The sequence below is a fragment of the Pseudomonas sp. FG36 genome (assembly GCF_057809275.1).
On record NZ_JBMDJQ010000003.1, the window covers coordinates 142,879 to 161,049 of the forward strand.

Here is an 18,171-nt window from a genome sequence, read left to right on the forward strand (position 1 = left end):
TCAACCCCGGTTGCGCTGCAGGAAGTCCAGCAACACCGGGAAATAGGCCTGGGGTTCTTCGTAGAACGGCATGTGGCTGCTGTTGGGGAACACGTGCAGCTCGGCGCGGCCGTGCAGGGCCAGGTTCATGCGCATGGCGCAGGCGGGGGTCAGTTCGTCATGCTGGCCGGTGGTGATCAGCACCGGCATGCGGAACTCGCCCATCTGCTCGAGGCGGTTCCAGTCCTTGAGGTTGCCGATATAAAGGAACTCGTTGGGGCCCTGCATGGTGCTGTACGGGCCCATGTTCCAGTCACCCAGCGAGCGCTGGATCGGCGCCGGCCACTGCTCGAGGCGGCAGACGTGGCGGTAGTTGAGCAGGGTGATGGCCGCCTGGTACTGGGGATGGTCGAGGGTGCCCAGGGCCTCGTGGCGCTGCATCATCGCCACGGTCTCGCTGCCCAGGGCGCCGCGCAGGCGTTCAAGCTCGGTGATCAGGTGCGGGATATCGCCGACGGTGTTTTCGAGAATCAGACTTTTCAGCGACTGCGGGTGATGAATGGCGTACTCGATTGCCAGCCAGCCGCCCCAGGAATGCCCCAGCATGTGCACGCGACCCAGGTCCAGGGCCTGGCGCACACGTTCGACCTCGGCCACGTAGCGGGTGATGTTCCACAGGCTGTCGTCATCCGGGCGGTCGGAGGCGCCGGTGCCCAGCTGGTCGAAGGCGACCACGCGGATACCCTTGTCCTTGAGCCAGGCATGGGCGTCGCGCAGGTAGTCGCAGGGCAGCCCCGGCCCGCCATTGAGGCACAACAGCACCTCGTCCCCTTCGCCAAAGCTGTACACCACGACGTTGTGGCCATCGACCTCTACATCGAACCGCTGGTCAGGTTGCATCTCACGCCACATCGCTACTCTCCTGTTGGCCATGGCTTGGGGCTATAACTAGCGCAGGAGATTTCGTCGCCTACAAGCTAGTGTTTCCTATAGGTTTTGTATGGCAGTCCCGCGCCAAGCCGTGGCATTCTACGTGCCGGACTTCGAGATGGAAATCCAAAAGGAATCACAGGGAGTGTCAGGTATGCAGGCCAAGGTGGCTGAACTCAATTCGCGTCTGGCGTCAGGCAACAGCCTGGACGAACAGATGGACAGCGTCGCCGACCTGGCGGCGCAACTGGGCTTCGACGCCCTGGTGTATGACTACAGCCCGGTACCGCTGGACCACACCGGCGAGCTGATCACCCCGTCCGTGGTCAGGCTGCGCCAGACCCCGAAAGACTGGCAGGACCTGTGGTGCTCCGAGGGCTTCTACCAGATCGATCCGGTGCAGCAGGTGGCCGTGTCCTCCATCGCCCCCTTTGTCTGGTCGTACCTGCCCAAGGGCGAGACCGTCCTGCAGCGCTTGATCGACAGGCGCCATGCCCCGGTGGTCGGCTACCTGCACGATGCGCAACTGACCTGCGGGGTAACCGTACCCATCCACCTGCCGCGCGGCGGCCTGGCGACCCTGACCGGCCTGCGCCCGCAGGCCAGCCAGCGCGACCTGGACGACGCCCGGGAACACCTTGCCGATTTCAGCCTGATCGCCCATGCCTTGCAGGAGGCCGCCCACCCATTGCTGGCCAAGGAGTCGGCCACCCGCGCCATCCGCCTGACCCGTCGCGAGGCCGAGTGCCTGCGCTGGGCCGCCGAGGGCCTGACGGCGGGGGAGATCGCCGACAAGCTCAATCGCTCGCTGGCGACGATTTCCCTGCACCTGACCTCGGCCATGCACAAGCTCGGGGCCAAGAACCGCGTCCAGGCGGTCGCCCGGGCGGTGCATTACCGCCTGCTCGACCCGTGAAAGGGGCAAAAAAAACCGAAAACCTAGCGAACTCTCTAGTTATGCCGCATTGCGCATAGGGTTATCGTGTGTTCCATGATTCACATGGAGCCGGATGAAATGGAACTCACCCAATCGCGTGAAGGTTTTGCCCCCTTTGGCGACTACCAGACCTGGTACCGCGTCACCGGCGACCTGGCCTGTGGCCGCACCCCGCTGGTCATCCTGCACGGCGGCCCGGGCTGCACCTACGACTATGTCGATGCCTATAAAGATGTTGCCGCTGGTGGCTACCCGGTCATCCACTACGACCAACTGGGCAACGGCCGTTCCACTCACCTGCCGCAGATGCCGCCGTCGTTCTGGACGGTGAAGCTGTTCCTGGATGAGCTCGACAACCTGCTCGAGCACCTGGGCATCAGCGAGCGCTACGCACTGCTGGGCCAGTCCTGGGGCGGCATGCTCGCCAGCGAGCACGCGGTGCGCCAGCCCAGGGGCCTGCGCTGCCTGGTGATCGCCAACTCGCCGGCCGACATGCGCACCTGGGTGCGCGAGGCCAACCGCCTGCGCGAGGAACTGCCCAAGGACGTCCAGGAAACCCTGCTGCGTCACGAGGCCGTAGGGGACTACACCGCAGCCGACTACATCGCCGCCACCCAGGTGTTCTACGACCGCCATGTGTGCCGGCTCAAGCCCTGGCCGGAAGAGGTGGCACGCACCTTCGCCCAGGTGGAGGCCGACCCGACCGTGTACCACGCGATGACCGGGCCCAACGAATTCCACATCATCGGTAGCACCAAGGACTGGACCATCGTCGACCGCCTGCCGCGGATCAACGTGCCGAGCCTGCTGATCTCCGGGCGCTATGACGAGGCGACGCCGCTGGTAGTCAAGCCGTACCTGGACCTGATCCCGGGCATCCGCTGGGCGCTGTTCGAAAACTCCAGCCACATGCCGCATGTGGAAGAACGGGTGGCGTGCATGGGCACCGTGGTCAAGTTCCTCGACGAGAGTCTGTAGCTTCAACGGCCGCCAGCCGGCCGACAGTTTCCCTTCCTCAGGCCTGTCCGGGTTCAACCCGGCGGGCCTGAGTTTTTTCTGGGAGTACCAGGGTCTTCAGTGCGCGCGTCGGATCCCTTGCTCTGGATGCGACCTCGGGGCAGTTGGCGCATTAGGATTCGTCTGATGGGGTATCCGAGGGCAAGCCCTTTAACCTAGGACTTTTGCGCAACAGTCCTTCGGGGTACACAACCAGCATGAACCACGGCACTTTTCCCTTCGCCAAGGCAGCCACCGGCCTGGGCCTCGCCTTTCTTTGCGCAGTAACAGGGCTGGCCCATGCCAGTTGCGCCTCGGATGCCCTGCGTTACATCACCTTTAGCGGCCCCGGTGTTATCACCCTGCCGCGCGACGCACCCGATAATACGTTGCTCTATACAGAAACCCAGACGGTGCCCCGTACCGTTTTCTCCTGTACCACCAACGAACTGCGGGGGCTGAAGCTAGCCGCAGGCCGCGGTACAGCGCCGGCTCCGGAGGCATCGGTGTTTCCAATCGGCACCTCCGGGCTGGCATTCAGGGTAAAGTATGTAATGTCGAATGGCCTCGCCTACGTGCGGGCGTCGACTCCAATGGACGCCGGCGAATACTTGATCGAAGGCGACATCGTGTTGGAAGTCGTCAAGGCTGGCACCCTGGCGCCCAGCAACCTGGTCAAGTCGGGTGCACTGGGGAGCATTTTCTGGGGTACCCAGACGTACGTCGACTTTTCATTGACCAAACCCATCAATGTCGTGGCGGCCTCCTGTGAAACGCCGAATGTGAACGTGGCCATGGGTGACGATTACAAGCTGGCCGACTTTGGCCCCCCCGGTACCAGCAGCCGTGCGGTACCTTTCAATATCCGCCTCGAGAACTGCCCCAAGGGTATTGCCAAGGTCAACTACCAACTGCAGGCACTGACCCCGATTATCAACGCCGGCCAAGGCGTGGTAGGACTGAACAGCGCTTCGTCCGCCGCGGGCATCGCCCTGCAGATCAAGGACGACAATGGCGTGCCGGTACCGTTGAACACCTCGCGCACCTTCAGCGGCTACAACGTCAATGGCGGCAACTTCGTGATTCCCCTGACGGCCAGCTACTATCGGCTGGCGACCGAATCGCTGCGCCCGGGCAGCGCCAACAGCGAAGTGACCTTCATCATGAGCTACCTGTAGGCGCCATTAAGGATCGTCTGATGTCCATTCGCCACTCCGGGCCCTAGATTCGGCGGATGAGATTAAAAAGCTACCTGTTGCAGATCAGCCCCTTGCTTTCCAGCCCCGAAGCCGTGCGACGCCTGCTACGGGTGTTCGCCCTGGTGTTGTCCACCGGCATTCTCGGTGGCGCCTACAACTTCTTGTTGTTCACCTTCAACAATGACATCTCCCAGCGGCGCGGCTACATGAGCAGTGCGATCGCCGAAGCGCATACCTTCTTCACCACCCGCGAAGCGCTGCTCGAAAGCCTGAGCCTGTCCGCCGTGCGCAAGGGCTGGCAAGCCGAGCCCCTGGCCTACGTGCCATCGTTCGCCGAGCTGCATCTGCAGGTGGGGGCGGGGCCGGGCAACCAATGGAGCCTCTGGCTGACGCGGCGCATGTGTGACTACCTCAAGGCCCAGCAGGTCAGCCTGTTGTACGTCGGCAGTGGCGCGCATGGCCAGGAGCTGCGCCTGTTCAGTGCCAGCAACCGCCCCTCGGCGCTGTCGAGCCGCGTACTCGAGCAACTGCAGGCGCTGCACGAACGCGATGGCCCGGTGCTGCAGGAGCTGTGGCTGACCGATCGCGACCCGCAGGCGCCACACCTGTACATCTTCAAACGCCTGGACGAACATGACCCGCAGTCCGGCTGGCTGGGCCTGGAAATGGACAGCCGGGCGGTGTCCATGGCCCTCAGGGAGCAGAGCGCCGGGGAGTTCATGATGCTCAACGCCGACGGCATGCTGGTGTTCAGCAACATGCCCAACGCCCGCCTGAGCCGCTCGCTGCCGGGCTACCAGGGTGACAGTTTCTTTGGCTTCGTGGGGGACGGCCTGCTGCCGGATCGCTTGGTGATCCGCAAGAAGCTGATGTCGTCGGACTGGCAGCTGGTGTATTCGATCGACCTGCTCGACGTGCTCCAGGGGCTGTGGCAGCAATTACTCGGCGCCTTGTCGTTCTGCATGCTGAGCATCACGCTGATCCTGTTACTGCTGCGCCGCCTCGAGCAACGCCTGATCACCCCGACTCTGCACCGCATCCAGGCCTTGATCGAAAGCGAGGCGTTCAGCCGGGATGTCATCCAGGCCGCGCCAGTGGCCTTGTGCGTGCTGCGCCGCAGCGACGGGCGAATGGTCCTGGAGAACCACCTGGCGCAGCAATGGCTGGGCAGCGAGCTGGACCGTGCGCTTTTGTGCCCGGGCTGGATCCGCCAGGCGTTCGACGCCCCGCACGCCACCCATGACGAAACCTTCATGACCTCGACTGGCCGGCACCTGCACCGCAGCAGCGTGCCGACCCGCTACAAAGGCGAGGACGTGCTGTTGTGCGCGTTCAACGACATCAGCGCGAGCAAGCAGGTGGAAGCGGCGCTGCAAACGGCCCGACAGTCCGCCGACGCGGCCAACGAGGCCAAGACCCTGTTCCTGGCGACCATGAGCCATGAAATACGCACGCCACTCTATGGCGTGCTGGGCACCTTGGAGCTGTTGTCGCGCACAGCCCTCGATGGCCAGCAGCGTGACTACCTGCGCGCGCTGGAAGGATCGTCGGCGGCCCTGCTGCAGTTGATCTGCGATGTGCTGGATGTTTCGAAGATCGAGGCCGGGCAACTGGTGCTGGAACTGAGCGAGTTTTCGCCCCTGGAACTGGTCCACGAAGTGATCCAGGGGTACAGCGCGGCGGCCCTGGGCAAGGGCCTGCAACTGCACGCCTGCCTCGACCCGAAGTTGCCGTTGCGCGTGCAGGGGGATCAGGCACGCATCCGCCAGATCCTCAACAACCTGCTGAGCAACGCAGTGAAATTCACCGACCATGGCCGCGTGGTGCTGCGGGTGCGCCTTTCGCACCGCGACGCCGAGCGTTCGTATCTGTCCTGGCAGGTGGCCGATACCGGCCGCGGCATCGCCCAGGAGGACCATCCGTTCATCTTCGATCCGTTCTACCAGGCCGGGGGCAATACCCATGTGGTGGCCGGCACCGGCCTGGGGCTGCCAATCTGCCAGCGCCTGACCCAGTTGATGAACGGCCAGATGCGCATGGTCAGCGAGCGCGGCCTGGGCACCAGCTTCAGCTTGCTGCTGCCGCTTGAGGAAACCCTGCGCGACATCGATGATAGCCTGCCATGCAACTTGCTGGCCGAACGCATCCATGTGGTTTCGCCATTGCCTGAGCTGGCCGAAAGCCTGGCCGGCTGGTTGCGCCGCTGGGGCGCGCGAGCCCAGGCCGGGCCGGTGGCCGTGATGACCGGTAGCGGGCTGTTGCTCGAGGCCCACCCCGGCAAGCTAGGCGCCGTGTTGCAGCCCGAATGGCCCGGGCGGCGAATACTGGCCAGCGCCGACGGATGCAGCGAGCCGCGCCAGGAAGGCGACTGCTGGTACGTCAACCTCAGCCACCTTGCGGCGATCCATCAGGCGGTCCGCCAGGCCCAGGGTCTTTGGCTGACCCACAACGAGGCGGGCACCCCGAGTCCGCGCACCCGACGGCTCGGCCTGAGCATCCTGGTGGCCGAAGACAACATCATCAACCAACTGATCCTGCGCGACCAGCTCGAGGAGCTCGGCTGCAGCGTGGTGCTGGCCAGCGATGGCGAGCAGGCGCTGCGTTGCTGGGAGCAGGGCGCGTTCGACGTGATCCTCAGCGACATCAACATGCCGCGCCTCAACGGCTATGAACTGGCCAGGCTCCTCCGTCGACAGGGCTGCGTGGCGCCTATCGTCGGCGCCACGGCCAATGCCCTGCGCGGCGAGGAAGAACTGTGCCTGGCTGCCGGGATGAACCATTGCCTGGTCAAGCCTTTCACCCTGCAGGCGCTGTTCCATTGCCTGGCCGCCTACCAAGGAAACGCCCATGAATGCCCTTGAGATCCTCATCGTCGAGGACCATCCGTTCCAATGCCGGTATCTGCAGCAACTGTTTCACGAACTGGGCGAGTTGCGCGTGGACACCGCGCGCGACGGCAACGAAGCATTGTCGCGCCTGCGCCAGCGTGACTATGACCTGGTCCTCACCGACTTGCTGATGCCGGGCATGGATGGCGTGCAGTTCATCCAGAACCTGGCGGCATTGCCGGGCCGCACGGGCCTGGCGATCATGAGCGCAACGTCGCGGCGGATGCTGATGGCTGCGAGCCTGGCGGCCAAGCACCTGGGGGTGAACGTGGTCGGACTGTTGTCCAAGCCGCTGACTCCCGAGGCACTGCGCGCCGTGGTCACGCGGTTCAGGGCTCAGCACCGCACCCCGGCGCAGGCGCTACCGCCGCTTGTCAAGCGCGACCGCCCGGCACTGCTCGAGGCGTTCAACAGTCGCGCCCTGCAGGCCTGGTTCCAGCCCAAGAAGTCCCTGGGCAATGGCCGCATCGTCGCCGCCGAAGCCCTGGTGCGCTGGATACATCCCGAGCAGGGGGTGTTGTTGCCGGGGGCGTTCCTGCCCGCGCTCAAGGCCTTCACCCTGGAGGAGCGCCTGCTATGGCTGATGCTCAAGCAGAGCCTGGACGCCCAGGCCCACTGGCGCGAGCGTGGCTACGACATCCCGGTGTCGATCAACCTGCCGACGCATCTGCTCAACAGCCATGACCTGGCCGACCGCCTGCTGGAGTTCGTCCTGCACCACCAGGGCATCCCTGCAAGCATCTGCTTCGAACTGATGGAGTGCTCCGTGCCCGATGAAGTCAGCAACTACTACGCCGGCGCCTGCCGCCTGCGCATCAAGGGTTTCGGCCTGTCGCAGGACGATTTCGGCCAAGGCTACAGTTCGTACATGAACCTGGTGTCGACCCCGTTCACCGAGCTCAAGATCGACCGCGCCCTGGTGCAGGGCTGCCATCAGAACGACACCTTGGCCTCGGCCCTGGCCAGTATCGTCGCCCTGGGTCGTCGACTCGGCCTCAACGTGGTCGCCGAAGGGGTCGAAATGCCCGAGGAGCTGGCGGTGCTGCGCCGCCTGGAGTGCAGTCATGTGCAGGGCTTCCTGATTTCCCCTGCGGTGTCGCCGGAGCAGTTCCTGCACCTGTTGATAGCCGATGGCCCGGCGACGGGCTACTGATCGAACTGACGCAAGGTCAGTGCCTTGCCATGGAGGTAGAATTCCACCCATATCCGCACCTGCCGGCCTACGGAAACCTTGATGAAACAGTCCAATGTACTTCTGGAAAACCTTGCCCGCAGCTCGTCACGCCTGAGCAAAGGCATGATGGTGCTGGTCGGGGTGGCGGTGCTGCTGGTGGCCACCACCTATTGGTCGCTGCAGCGGCTGATCGAGGAGCACCATGACATGGTGCGCTTTCACTTTGCCCGGCTCATGGAGAACGTCCAGGAGCAGGAGCTGTTTCTGACCAGCCTGCGCCAGCGCAGCCTGCGTGGCGAACTGTTGACCCATGACATCGCACAGGTGTGGCGGGTGGAACCCGGCACGGGGGAGGGCGCCAGCCTGTTCCGCGGCCAGGAGAGCCCGTTTGCGTTGCCGTTCGATATCAGGCTTGGCAGCCAGGCCGGGGACGGCGGCGAAAGTGCCAAGGTGCTCACCCTGGGCGCGCACCTGAGCGCCTACTACAGCGCGTTCTGGTCGACTTCGCACTTCCAGTCGCCGCAGGCTTTTCTGTTCAACCGCCGGGGCGGCTTCGATGTTGCTGTGCCGGCGATCGGTGAACGCAGCGCCAACACGCCCATGCACGAGCCCTTGGGGCAGATGCTCGATATCATCAGGGCGCAGGCCCCCGACAGCGATGAAACGGCGGTAAAGTGGCGCCCCTATGACCATCCCGGCAACGGCGTGGTCGCCGCCCGGGTGATGGCCTATGCGCACCTGAACCTGTTACCTGGGCACTTGCACATCAAGGGCGCAGGTACCCAAGCCACGGCCGTGGTGGTGATTGACCTGGCTCAGGCCAACGATTTCCAGCGCACCATGGACTGGTCGGTGTATGACCGTTTCACCCTGGTCACACCTTCCGGGCAGGTCCTCTCGGGCATGCTGCGCCCCGAGTCGTACCTGCGCGAGGGGTTCAGCCTCAGGCCCGACGGCCTGGTATTCAAGCTGGTCAACCACCAGGGGCCGGCCTGGATGGCGATCTACACCATCGGCTACAAGAGTTTCTTTCACTACGCGCTGGGGTCGCTGCTGGGGCTTGGTCTGGGCATCGCCTGCCTGGCCGGCCTGGGCTGGGGCGCGAGCCGCTGGTACCGGCGCCAGGTCATCCTGCCGGCGCACCGTGCCCATGCCGCCATCGCCGAGAGCGAGGCATTCAGCCGGGTGGTAATCGACACCGCACCGACGGGCCTGTGTGTTGTGCGTCGCGCGGATCACCAGGTGCTGGTGGAGAACCAGCTTGCCCAGCAATGGCAGGGTACTGCGGCCCTGGTCGCGGCGCTGGACTACGACCAGGACGGCGGCGAGGCCGGCGAGCATGCACTGGAGATCGAAGGGCGGCACTTGCAAGTCGGCTTCGTCGCTACCCGCTACCAAGGCCAGGATGTACGCCTGTACGCCTTCAATGATGTGACGCGACACGTCGAGGATGCGCGTGCGCTGGAGGATGCCAGGCGCCAGGCGGCCGCGGCCAACGAGGCGAAGACCTTGTTCCTGGCCACCATGAGCCATGAAATCCGCACACCGCTGTATGGCGTGCTGGGCACCCTCGAACTGCTCGGCCTGACGCCACTGGCGCCACGCCAGCAAGCGTACCTGCAAACCATCCAGCGCTCCTCGGCGACGCTGTTCCAGCTGATCAGCGACGTGCTCGATGTGTCCAAGATCGAGTCCGGCCAGATGGCCCTGGAACCCGTGGCGTTCTGCCCGCTGGAGCTGATCGAGGACACCCTGCGCACCTATGCTGCCTTCGCCGAGCGCAAGGGGCTGCTGCTGTATGGCTGCTGCGACGCCACGCTGCCACGGCGAGTGTTCGGCGACCCGATGCGCATCCGCCAGATCCTCAACAACCTGCTGAGCAACGCCATCAAGTTCACCGACAGCGGCAGGGTGGTATTGCGTACCCAGGTACTGGCCTGCGCCGATGGCCAGGTCAGCCTGCTATGGCAGGTCGCGGACACCGGTATCGGTTTGTCCGGCACGCAGCAGGCCAGGTTGTTCGAGCTGTTCTATCAGGTGCACGAGGCCTCCAACGAGGGCGGCGCGGGGCTGGGCCTGCCGATCTGCGGGTGGCTCGGCGAGATGATGGGCGGCCAGTTGCAGGTGGTCAGTGAACCGGGCCTGGGCAGCAGCTTCACGCTGCGCCTGACCCTGCCGGTGGTCGAGCCGGCCTTGCCCGCGCTACCGCGCGGCGAGGCCTTGCCGTTGCCGGTGTATGTGCGCGCGCCGATACCGGAGCTGGCCCAGCATTACTGCGACTGGCTCGATCGCCTGGGCCTGGAGGCGCAGCTGGCTCCGGCGGCGTCAGGCGCGGTCCCGCCTGGGGCGGTGCTGGTCGATGTGCTGCCGGACGCGGCGGGGTTCAGTTGGCCGGGCCCGCGCATTCGCTGCCACGGGACCGGATCGGTGGAAACCCATCACAATGATTGGCTGATGAACATGCACGATGTACACGCCATCGCCCAGGCGGTGACCCGCATTGCCAAGGGCCAGGGTGCGCCGACGCCGGACCGCCAGCCGGGCATCGCCACCGACCTGGGGCTGCGGATCCTGATGGCCGAGGACAACCCCATCAACCAGGCGATCCTCAAGGAGCAACTCGAAGCACTGGGCTGCACCGTGGTGGCTGCCAGCAACGGCGAACAGGCCCTGCAGGCCTGGCAACCAGGCTTGTTCGACCTGGTGCTGACCGACGTCAACATGCCGGTGCTCAACGGCTATGAGCTGGCCGCCGCGCTGCGTGAGCAGGCATCGGCGCTGCCGATCATCGGCGTCACCGCCAACGCCATGCGCGAGGAGGGCGCGCGCTGCCTGGAAGTGGGCATGAGCGCCTGGATCGTCAAACCGCTGAGCTTGCAGACCTTGCGCAGCCAGTTGCTCAAGCTGTGCCTGCCCACCTGGCAAGGCGCGATGCCCGAAGCCGAGCCGGTGCCAGCCACCACGGCGCTGCCGGATGGCGAAGATGCGCCGCTCAGCCTGTCGCCGGCCATGCGCGACCTGTTCGTCGAGACGATGACCCAGGATATCCAGGCCCTGCTGGCGGCCCTCAAGCAGGGCGACGCCCAGGCTCTGGGCAGGCAGCTGCACAGCGTGGCCGGAGCGCTGGGCGCGGTGCAGGCGGCCAACCTGGCGCAGCGCTGCAACGCACTCGAAGTACGACTGGCCAGCGAGGCACTCGATGAATTGATGCACCAGCACATAGCGCAGGTGGTCCAACGCCTGCAAGCAATGACTGACGTCCTCAAGTAAGATCACGCCACGCTGCTTGCCAAGCGGGCGCCGTCAATTCAAAAGGTCCGAGGTTATATGGAAAAACTCAAGGTCATCATCGCCGACGATCACCCGATCGTCTTGTTTGGCGTGCGTGAGTTGGTCGAGCGCGATCCGCACTTTTGCGTGGTGGGTGAGGCCGTGAGTTCGCAAGCGCTGATCACCCTGTTGCAACAACAACCCGTGGACTTGGTTATTACCGATTACAACATGCCGGACGATTCACCTTATGGTGACGGCTTGAAGTTGATCGACTATCTCAAGCGGCATTATCCGGCGGTGCAGGTGCTGGTATTGACCATGATTTCCAGCTCGATGATTCTCGACCGCCTGCATGAACTTGGCGTAGTGGGGGTGATCCAGAAGAACCACCTGCATACCGAGATCGAACGGGCCTTGAAGGCCATCCAGCGCAAGCGACCGTACCTGAGCCCGCAACCGCCCAAGGCATCGGTGATCGACTCCGGGCTGGATACCGATCAACGCCTGGATACCTTGTCGCTGCGCGAGCGCGAAGTGTTGCGTTTGTTCGTGTCCGGCAAAACGGTGGGTGATATTGCCGAAAGCCTGAACCGTAGCCCCAAGACCATCAGCGCGCAAAAAATTTCGGCCATGCGCAAACTTGAAGTGGACAGTGACCAGGCACTCCTGGCTTATTGCCTGGAGCGACGCGTGTTCAATTGAACTGCGCCAGATGGGTTATAAGGATCGTCTGATGTTGATGCAGGCCTGGTGCCATTAATGTGCGTAGGCAACTGACTGCAGCACCTTACAAACCAGGACATCAGCATGAAAAATTATTCCTTCTCCGCATTTGCACTTTCCGCCCTTATTACTTCGATTGGCGCCTTCGCCGCAGAGGCGCCCGCTCCCGTGCAGGGCGGCAGCGGCAAGATCACGTTCAGCGGCATTATCAACAACGATGCCTGCTCGGTCGACGGCGCCGATGCCGATCGCATGATTGCAGTCGACATGGGCAGCGTTTCGATCAAGGACATGGGCACCGCCGAAGCGCCGGCTGCGGGACGTGTGACCAGCAAGCCGTTCAACCTCAATGTCAACTGCAACCAGGGCACCAAGGTGTCCATGGTCTTTGACCCGACCATTCTCGGCGGCTCCGGCATCGTCACCGGCAAGGGCGTGCTGGCGCTGACCCCGGGCAGCGGCGCGGCGAAGAACGTCGGCATTGCACTGCTCGACAGCACCGGCGCGAAAATCGACCTGAGCAGCAAGACCTCCGCCACCATCCAGGGCGGCATGCATGGTGCCGGTACCGCAGGTGGCGACACCAGCCTGACCTTCTCCGCAGCCTACGTGACCACTGGCGCCGCCGGCAGCGCCACCGCCGGCCGCGGTGATGCGACCCTGCCATTTATCCTGCAGTACGAGTAATTCGTCACCCAGGGTTCAGTACGTGCGAGGCCCGCGGGCCTCGGCGTCCACTTAGACACGAGGGACGAAACGCCATGTTGCCTTTTAAATTCAGCGCCTGCCTGGGTGTGCTGGGCATGTGCCTGGCTTTCCCGACGCTGGCAGGTATCTCCCTGAGCGCTACCCGCGTGGTTTTCGACGGCACCCACAAGGAAGCCAACGTGACCGTGCGCAATGGTGGCCAGGATGTGCTGGTCCAGTCCTGGATCGACACCGATGCCGGACTGGATCGCAGCGTACCCTTCGCGGTGACGCCACCGCTGGCCAGGGTCACGGCCAAGCAACAGCAATTGCTGCGCATCCTGTATGAAGGTGCGGGCATGCCCCAGGACCGCGAATCGGTGGTCTGGCTCAATGTCCAGGAAATCCCGCAAGCCAGCCAGCAGGCCAACACCCTGCAGTTGGCGGTGCGCCAGCGCATCAAGGTGTTCTTCCGGCCCGTCGGGCTGCAAGGCGATGCGCTCGAGGCACCGCAGGCGCTCGACTGGCGCCTGACGCGCCAGGGCAGCGCCACCGTGCTGTCGGTCAGCAACCCCAGTGCGTACCACGTATCGATGGCTGACATCACTGTCACCGCCAACGGCCAGCAAACGCTGGCGGCCGACTCGGCGATGATCGCCCCCGGCCAGGCCCGTACCTTCGCCCTGGCCCAGGGCTTGGCGGCTGGCGCTGCGCGCCTGACGTTCCACAGCATCAATGACTATGGCGCGCAAAGCGAGTATCGGGCAGAGCTGCTGCCGGAAAGCGCCAGCAAGGCCACGGCCGTCGAACCCGCCGCTTCGCTGTAAAGCCCCCGAGCAACGTCAACGCACGTCGGCGCAGGCGCTTTTGCCGTGCCCGCTGTTCGCCACGGATGATTAAGGTTTCCTCGCATGTTTCTGCCGTTCGACAAGCGCCCCGACCTTGGTGCGGGCCCCCTTGTGCGCGTTCGGGGGCGCTTCAACGCGCCCGCACCGCTGAAGTTCGCCGCGCTGTCGCTGGCCATCCAGGCTGCCGGCGCGCAGGCCGACACGGTGGTGCAGGCCGATGCAGACCCTCAGTTGCTGGCGTTCAACACCACGTTCCTGCAAGGCGCGCCATCCTCGGTGGACCTGCAACTGCTGTTGGCCGGTGCCCGTGTACTGCCTGGCAACTACCGGGTCGACCTGTACAGCAACGAGGTGCTGGTGGGACGGCGCGATATCGACTTCCAGCGCCAGCCAGGCAGCGGCCGCGTGGAGCCTTGCCTGAACCTGGAGCTGCTCAAGCAGCTGGGCATCGACATGGACAAGTTGCACGCCCAGGGCCGCCTCGACCTGAGCGCCGATCAGGCCTGCCAGGATCTGCCGGCGTTGATCGATCAGGCCGTGGTCAGCTTCGATGCCAGCCGCTTGCGCCTGGCTGTCAGCGTGCCGCAGGTCGCCATGCAGCGCGGCCTGCGCGGCTACGTCGACCCGCAGCTGTGGGACAACGGCGTGCCCGCGGCTTTCATCAACTACCAGCTGAGCGGCAGCCGCAACGCCGACGCGTCCAGCACCCGCTACAACGGCAACCTGGGCTTGCGCAACGGCCTCAACCTCGGTGGCTGGCGTCTGCGCAACGAGTCCAACTTCAGCAGTGGCAGTGGCCGCGCGAGTACGTTTCGCAGCAACCGCAGCTACCTGCAGCACGACGTCATCGGGCTCAAGGGGCAGTTCAGCGCCGGCGATATCTTCAGCGACGCCCAGCTGTTCGACAGCGTCCGCTACCGTGGCCTGAAGCTCGAGTCCGACGACGGCATGCGCGCCGACAGCGAGCGCGGCTACGCGCCGATCATCCGCGGCGTGGCGCAGACCAACGCCACGGTGGAGATCCGCCAGGACAACTACCTGCTCTACACCACCAACGTGCCACCTGGGCCGTTCGAGATCAGCGACATCTACCCCAGCGGCTCCAATGGCGACCTGCAGATCACCATCATCGAGGCCGACGGCAGCCGCCGGACGAGCCAGCAGGCGTTCTCCAGCCTGCCGATCATGGTCCGCGAAGGACAGGTGCGCTACAGCGTCTCGGCAGGGCGCTACAACAGCAACAGCGAGGGGCTGGCAACGCCGCAGATGCTCAGCGCCAACCTGGCGTATGGCATCGACAGCAACCTGACCGGTATCCTCGGCGTGCAGGCCACCGAGCAGTACCGCGCGCTGGCTGTTGGCGTGGGGCGCAATACCTCGCTGGGCGCGGTGTCGCTGGATGTGACCCACTCCAGCAGCCAGGCCCAGGGCGTGCGTAACACCGGCAACAGCCTGCGGGCCCTGTACGCCAAGACGTTCACTGGCACGGCCACCAGTTTCACCCTGGCCGCCTACCGCTATTCGACCGAGGGCTACCGCAGCCTCGCCAGCCATGTCGAGGACCTGAGCAGCGACTTGCTGTGGCGCACGGGCAACTCCAAGACCCGCACCGACCTCACCATCAACCAGAGCCTGGGCAGCAACCGCCAACTGGGCAGCGTCTACCTCAACGCCAGTGACCAGCGTTACTGGAATCGCGGTGGCGCGCAAAGCTTCTCCGCCGGTTACAGCAACAATTGGGGCGACACCAGCTACAACCTCACCCTCAGCCGTAGCCGCGACCTGGGCGACGGCCGGGCCAGTAGCGACAACCAGCTCAGCCTGTCGGTGTCGTTCCCGCTGGGCAGCCGCCCGCGGGCGCCACGCGCCTTCGTCACCACCAGCTCGCAGCAGCGCGGCAGCAGCATCCAGGCCGGTATTAACGGCTATCTCAGTGACAGCGCCGACACCTCCTATTCGCTGCAGGCGGGCAGCAGCGACAGTGGCGGCCGTTCGGCCTCGGCCAACCTCAGCACCCGTACCGCGGTGGCCGATGTCAGCCTGGGCTACAGCCAGGGCCGGGGCTATGACTCGCAGAGTCTGAACCTGGCCGGAGCAGTGGTGGCCCACCCGGGCGGGGTCAACCTGGGCCAGAGCGTGGGTGAGACCTTTGCCCTGGTAGAGGTGCCAGGCGTACGCGGTGCCAAGGTCAGCAGCTACAGCGGCGTGAAGACCGGGCGTAACGGCTATGCGGTGATTCCCAGCGCGCAGCCGTACCGGGTCAACTGGATCAGCCTGGACACCCGAGACCTGGGTGCCGACATCGAGATCGACAACGCGTCCCAGCAGCTGGTCCCGCGTCGCGGCGCCGTGGTGGTGGCCCGCTATGCCGGCAAGACCGGGCGGAGGGTGCAGTTCGAGTTGCTCGACGGCCAGGGTGAGCGGATTCCGTTCGGCGCCGCGCTGGAGGATGCCAGCGGCAAGCAGTTGGCCATCTCCGACCCGAGCGGCAAGGCACTGGCGCTGGTCGAACAGGAGCAGGGCACCCTGACCATTCGCTGGGGTAATCAGCAGTGCCAGGCTGCGTATGTCCTGCCGGAGCGAGACAAGGCCCTGCACTACGAGCGGATGCCGCTGCGCTGCGGCAAATAGTCGACGACGAGCGGGCAAGGCGACAGCACTAGGAACGACCGATAGTTTTCCCTTCCTCAGGCCTGTCCGGGTTTTGCCCGGCAGGCCTGAGTTTTTTGGGCGGCGTTGTCAGACACCTTGACCGGTCGCAGATAAGGCGGGGGGGCGAGGCGGGCCCATGCGCCTGGTCCCGGTGGATTCGAATGCCGAGGCCAGGCGCAGCAGCTTGGAGTCGTCATAGGCACGACCTGCAAAGGTCAGCCCAACCGGCATGCCTATGTCTGCCATGATACCCATCGGTACGGTCACGGTCGGCACGTCCAGGAGCGGATCGCCAGGTTGCCGTTGGCCACCCAAGTGCCATTGCGCCATGCAATGTCCGCTGACTGCGGATCGATGTCGGCATTCGCCGGCCCGACGTCGGCAACGGTCGGGAAGAGCACTGCATCCAGCTCAAGTCCATCCATCCAATCCCCTTGGTTGCTGTGCCGTTGCTGGATACGGTGAAAAGGCTTTGTGGCTTACTGGAAATCATTCAGGTTTCGAACACTACTATCAGAAAGCACTCCTGCATCCATCCAAGCTTGCGCCTAGGAAATTTCCTACAAATTGCCGAGAAAAGTCCTTCGTTTTCAATGATGCGGAATCGCGAACATTTCATCTCAAGCCATTAGCAGAGTAACTGGAAAGATGGGCTCCCTTAGCGTCCTGGTCCTGGAACATCAATCGTCTCAGCGTGACGCGTTGGTGAAGGCGCTACGGCATCTGGGCATCCACGACATTCTGCAGGCGGATGACAGCGAGCGGGCCCTGGCCCAGATAGCCCGGGATGGCGGCGTGGACATTGTCCTCTGCGGCCTGGGCAATCGCGCCGTCCACTGCCTGGAATTCCTCTCCCGGTCAGGAGAGAGTGGCCTGGCTCGTGCGGTTGTGCTGTGCGGCGAAATGAAGCCGGAAATACGTCGAGCACTCGAGCAGTTGAGCTGCCTGTCCGGGTTGCAGATGCTGGGAGCCCTGAGCAAACCCACACAGGTGCACAGGTTGCAGGACCTGCTAGGTCGCTATGCCCATCGGCAGCAACCGCCGCGGGCCGAACCGTCACCTCACGCTCGGCTACCCAGCGAAAGGGATGTGCGACAGGGGCTGGCTCGGGGGGAGTTCAAGGCATGGTTTCAGCCCAAATTCAATATGAAGACAGCCGCGTTAGCCGGGGCAGAGGCACTGGTTCGCTGGCAACACCCCGCCAGAGGGCTGTTGTTGCCCAAGGATTTTCTGGCCGCGGTGCTGGCCTACGACCTGCTCGATGAGATGCTCAAGCAACTGCTGGAGCAAGGGATGGCCCTGCTGTGTACCTTGCGCCGGCAGGGTCTGACCCTGGAGCTGGCATTCAATCTTCACGCCTCGCAATTGGCCCGTGATGGCCTGATCGAGCACATTGGACAGGTGTTGGAATGTCACGATTTCCCTGGCGCGACGTTGTTGTTCGAAGTGGCGGAAAACGGCTTGCTTGATATCCCGCGCGCCACCTGGGAGAACCTCTTGCGCTTGCGCAGGCTGGGATGCGGTTTGTCGATCGATGACTTTGGCATGGGCTTTTCTTCGTTGATGTTGCTCTGCCAGCTGCCGTTCAACCAGCTCAAGCTCGACGGCCAGCTTGTCCGAGCCATCGAGGACCCTCGCACTCGGGCAATGGTCTCCAGCACTGTCGCGTTGGCCCAGGTACTGGACATGAGCCTGGTCATCGAAGGTGTCGGCAGCCAGGTTATCCGTGATGGGCTGCTGGAGATGGGGTGTTCGTTCGGGCAAGGCTTCCATCTGGCGGACCCGATGGAAGCCCCGCGGTTTCTACGCTGGTTGCAAGCGCCTGATTCACCGCCTGAGCGCTAGGTTTCGCTTTTCGAGACAGCTCGACATGACAGCCAGCACG

At 64.3% G+C, this 18,171-nt stretch carries 12 protein-coding genes and 1 pseudogene; 11 read left to right on the forward strand and 2 right to left on the reverse strand.

Going from position 1 to position 18,171, the window contains the following annotated elements; all coding sequences use genetic code 11:
* Window positions 1-891, reverse strand: a complete 891-nt coding sequence (locus ACODS9_RS04450; protein ID WP_023631947.1) for a proline iminopeptidase-family hydrolase — start codon at window positions 889-891, stop codon at window positions 1-3.
* Window positions 892-1,063: 172 nt separating this feature from the next.
* Between ACODS9_RS04450 and ACODS9_RS04455 the strand changes: the two genes are divergently transcribed.
* The 10 genes from ACODS9_RS04455 (at window position 1,064) to ACODS9_RS04500 (ending at window position 16,265) form a co-directional block, all read left to right on the forward strand.
* On the forward strand, window positions 1,064-1,825 hold the full coding sequence (locus tag ACODS9_RS04455) for a LuxR family transcriptional regulator (protein WP_401108872.1): 762 nt from the start codon (window positions 1,064-1,066) through the stop codon (window positions 1,823-1,825).
* A 99-nt stretch (window positions 1,826-1,924) separates the two neighbouring features.
* Window positions 1,925-2,824: a proline iminopeptidase-family hydrolase gene (locus ACODS9_RS04460; protein ID WP_489093339.1), complete on the forward strand. Its 900-nt coding sequence runs from the start codon at window positions 1,925-1,927 to the stop codon at window positions 2,822-2,824.
* Between the two features lie 236 nt (window positions 2,825-3,060).
* A complete protein-coding gene (locus tag ACODS9_RS04465; protein WP_489093340.1) occupies window positions 3,061-4,020 on the forward strand; it encodes a fimbrial protein in 960 nt (319 codons plus the stop codon).
* Between the two features lie 56 nt (window positions 4,021-4,076).
* Window positions 4,077-6,902 (forward strand): ATP-binding protein, encoded by a 2,826-nt coding sequence (locus ACODS9_RS04470; protein WP_489093341.1) that lies wholly within the window; start codon window positions 4,077-4,079, stop codon window positions 6,900-6,902.
* Window positions 6,889-8,082: a response regulator cyclic di-GMP phosphodiesterase PvrR gene (pvrR, locus tag ACODS9_RS04475; protein WP_489093342.1), complete on the forward strand. Its 1,194-nt coding sequence runs from the start codon at window positions 6,889-6,891 to the stop codon at window positions 8,080-8,082. The genes ACODS9_RS04470 and pvrR overlap by 14 nt, the downstream gene beginning before the upstream one ends.
* Before the next feature lie 81 nt (window positions 8,083-8,163).
* A complete protein-coding gene (locus ACODS9_RS04480) occupies window positions 8,164-11,373 on the forward strand; it encodes a hybrid sensor histidine kinase/response regulator (RefSeq protein ID WP_489093343.1) in 3,210 nt (1,069 codons plus the stop codon).
* Window positions 11,374-11,430: 57 nt separating this feature from the next.
* Complete coding sequence (locus tag ACODS9_RS04485; protein ID WP_401108579.1) at window positions 11,431-12,078, forward strand: response regulator; 648 nt, start codon at window positions 11,431-11,433, stop codon at window positions 12,076-12,078.
* 105 nt (window positions 12,079-12,183) lie between these two features.
* Entirely contained in the window at window positions 12,184-12,786 is a 603-nt protein-coding gene (locus ACODS9_RS04490) for a fimbrial protein (RefSeq protein WP_489093344.1), read from the forward strand.
* Window positions 12,787-12,860: 74 nt separating this feature from the next.
* Window positions 12,861-13,613 carry a fimbrial biogenesis chaperone gene (locus tag ACODS9_RS04495; RefSeq protein WP_489093345.1) on the forward strand — a complete coding sequence of 251 codons (753 nt, stop codon included), beginning with the start codon at window positions 12,861-12,863 and terminating at the stop codon, window positions 13,611-13,613.
* An 84-nt stretch (window positions 13,614-13,697) separates the two neighbouring features.
* Window positions 13,698-16,265, forward strand: a complete 2,568-nt coding sequence (locus tag ACODS9_RS04500) for a fimbria/pilus outer membrane usher protein (RefSeq protein WP_489093346.1) — start codon at window positions 13,698-13,700, stop codon at window positions 16,263-16,265.
* Window positions 16,266-16,373: 108 nt separating this feature from the next.
* Here ACODS9_RS04500 and ACODS9_RS04505 read toward each other — a convergent pair.
* Window positions 16,374-16,714: pseudogene (locus ACODS9_RS04505) on the reverse strand (amidase); the annotation flags it as partial.
* Between the two features lie 277 nt (window positions 16,715-16,991).
* Here ACODS9_RS04505 and ACODS9_RS04510 point away from each other — a divergent pair.
* Window positions 16,992-18,131 (forward strand): EAL domain-containing response regulator, encoded by a 1,140-nt coding sequence (locus tag ACODS9_RS04510; protein ID WP_489093347.1) that lies wholly within the window; start codon window positions 16,992-16,994, stop codon window positions 18,129-18,131.
* The last annotated feature ends 40 nt before the right edge of the window (window positions 18,132-18,171 follow it).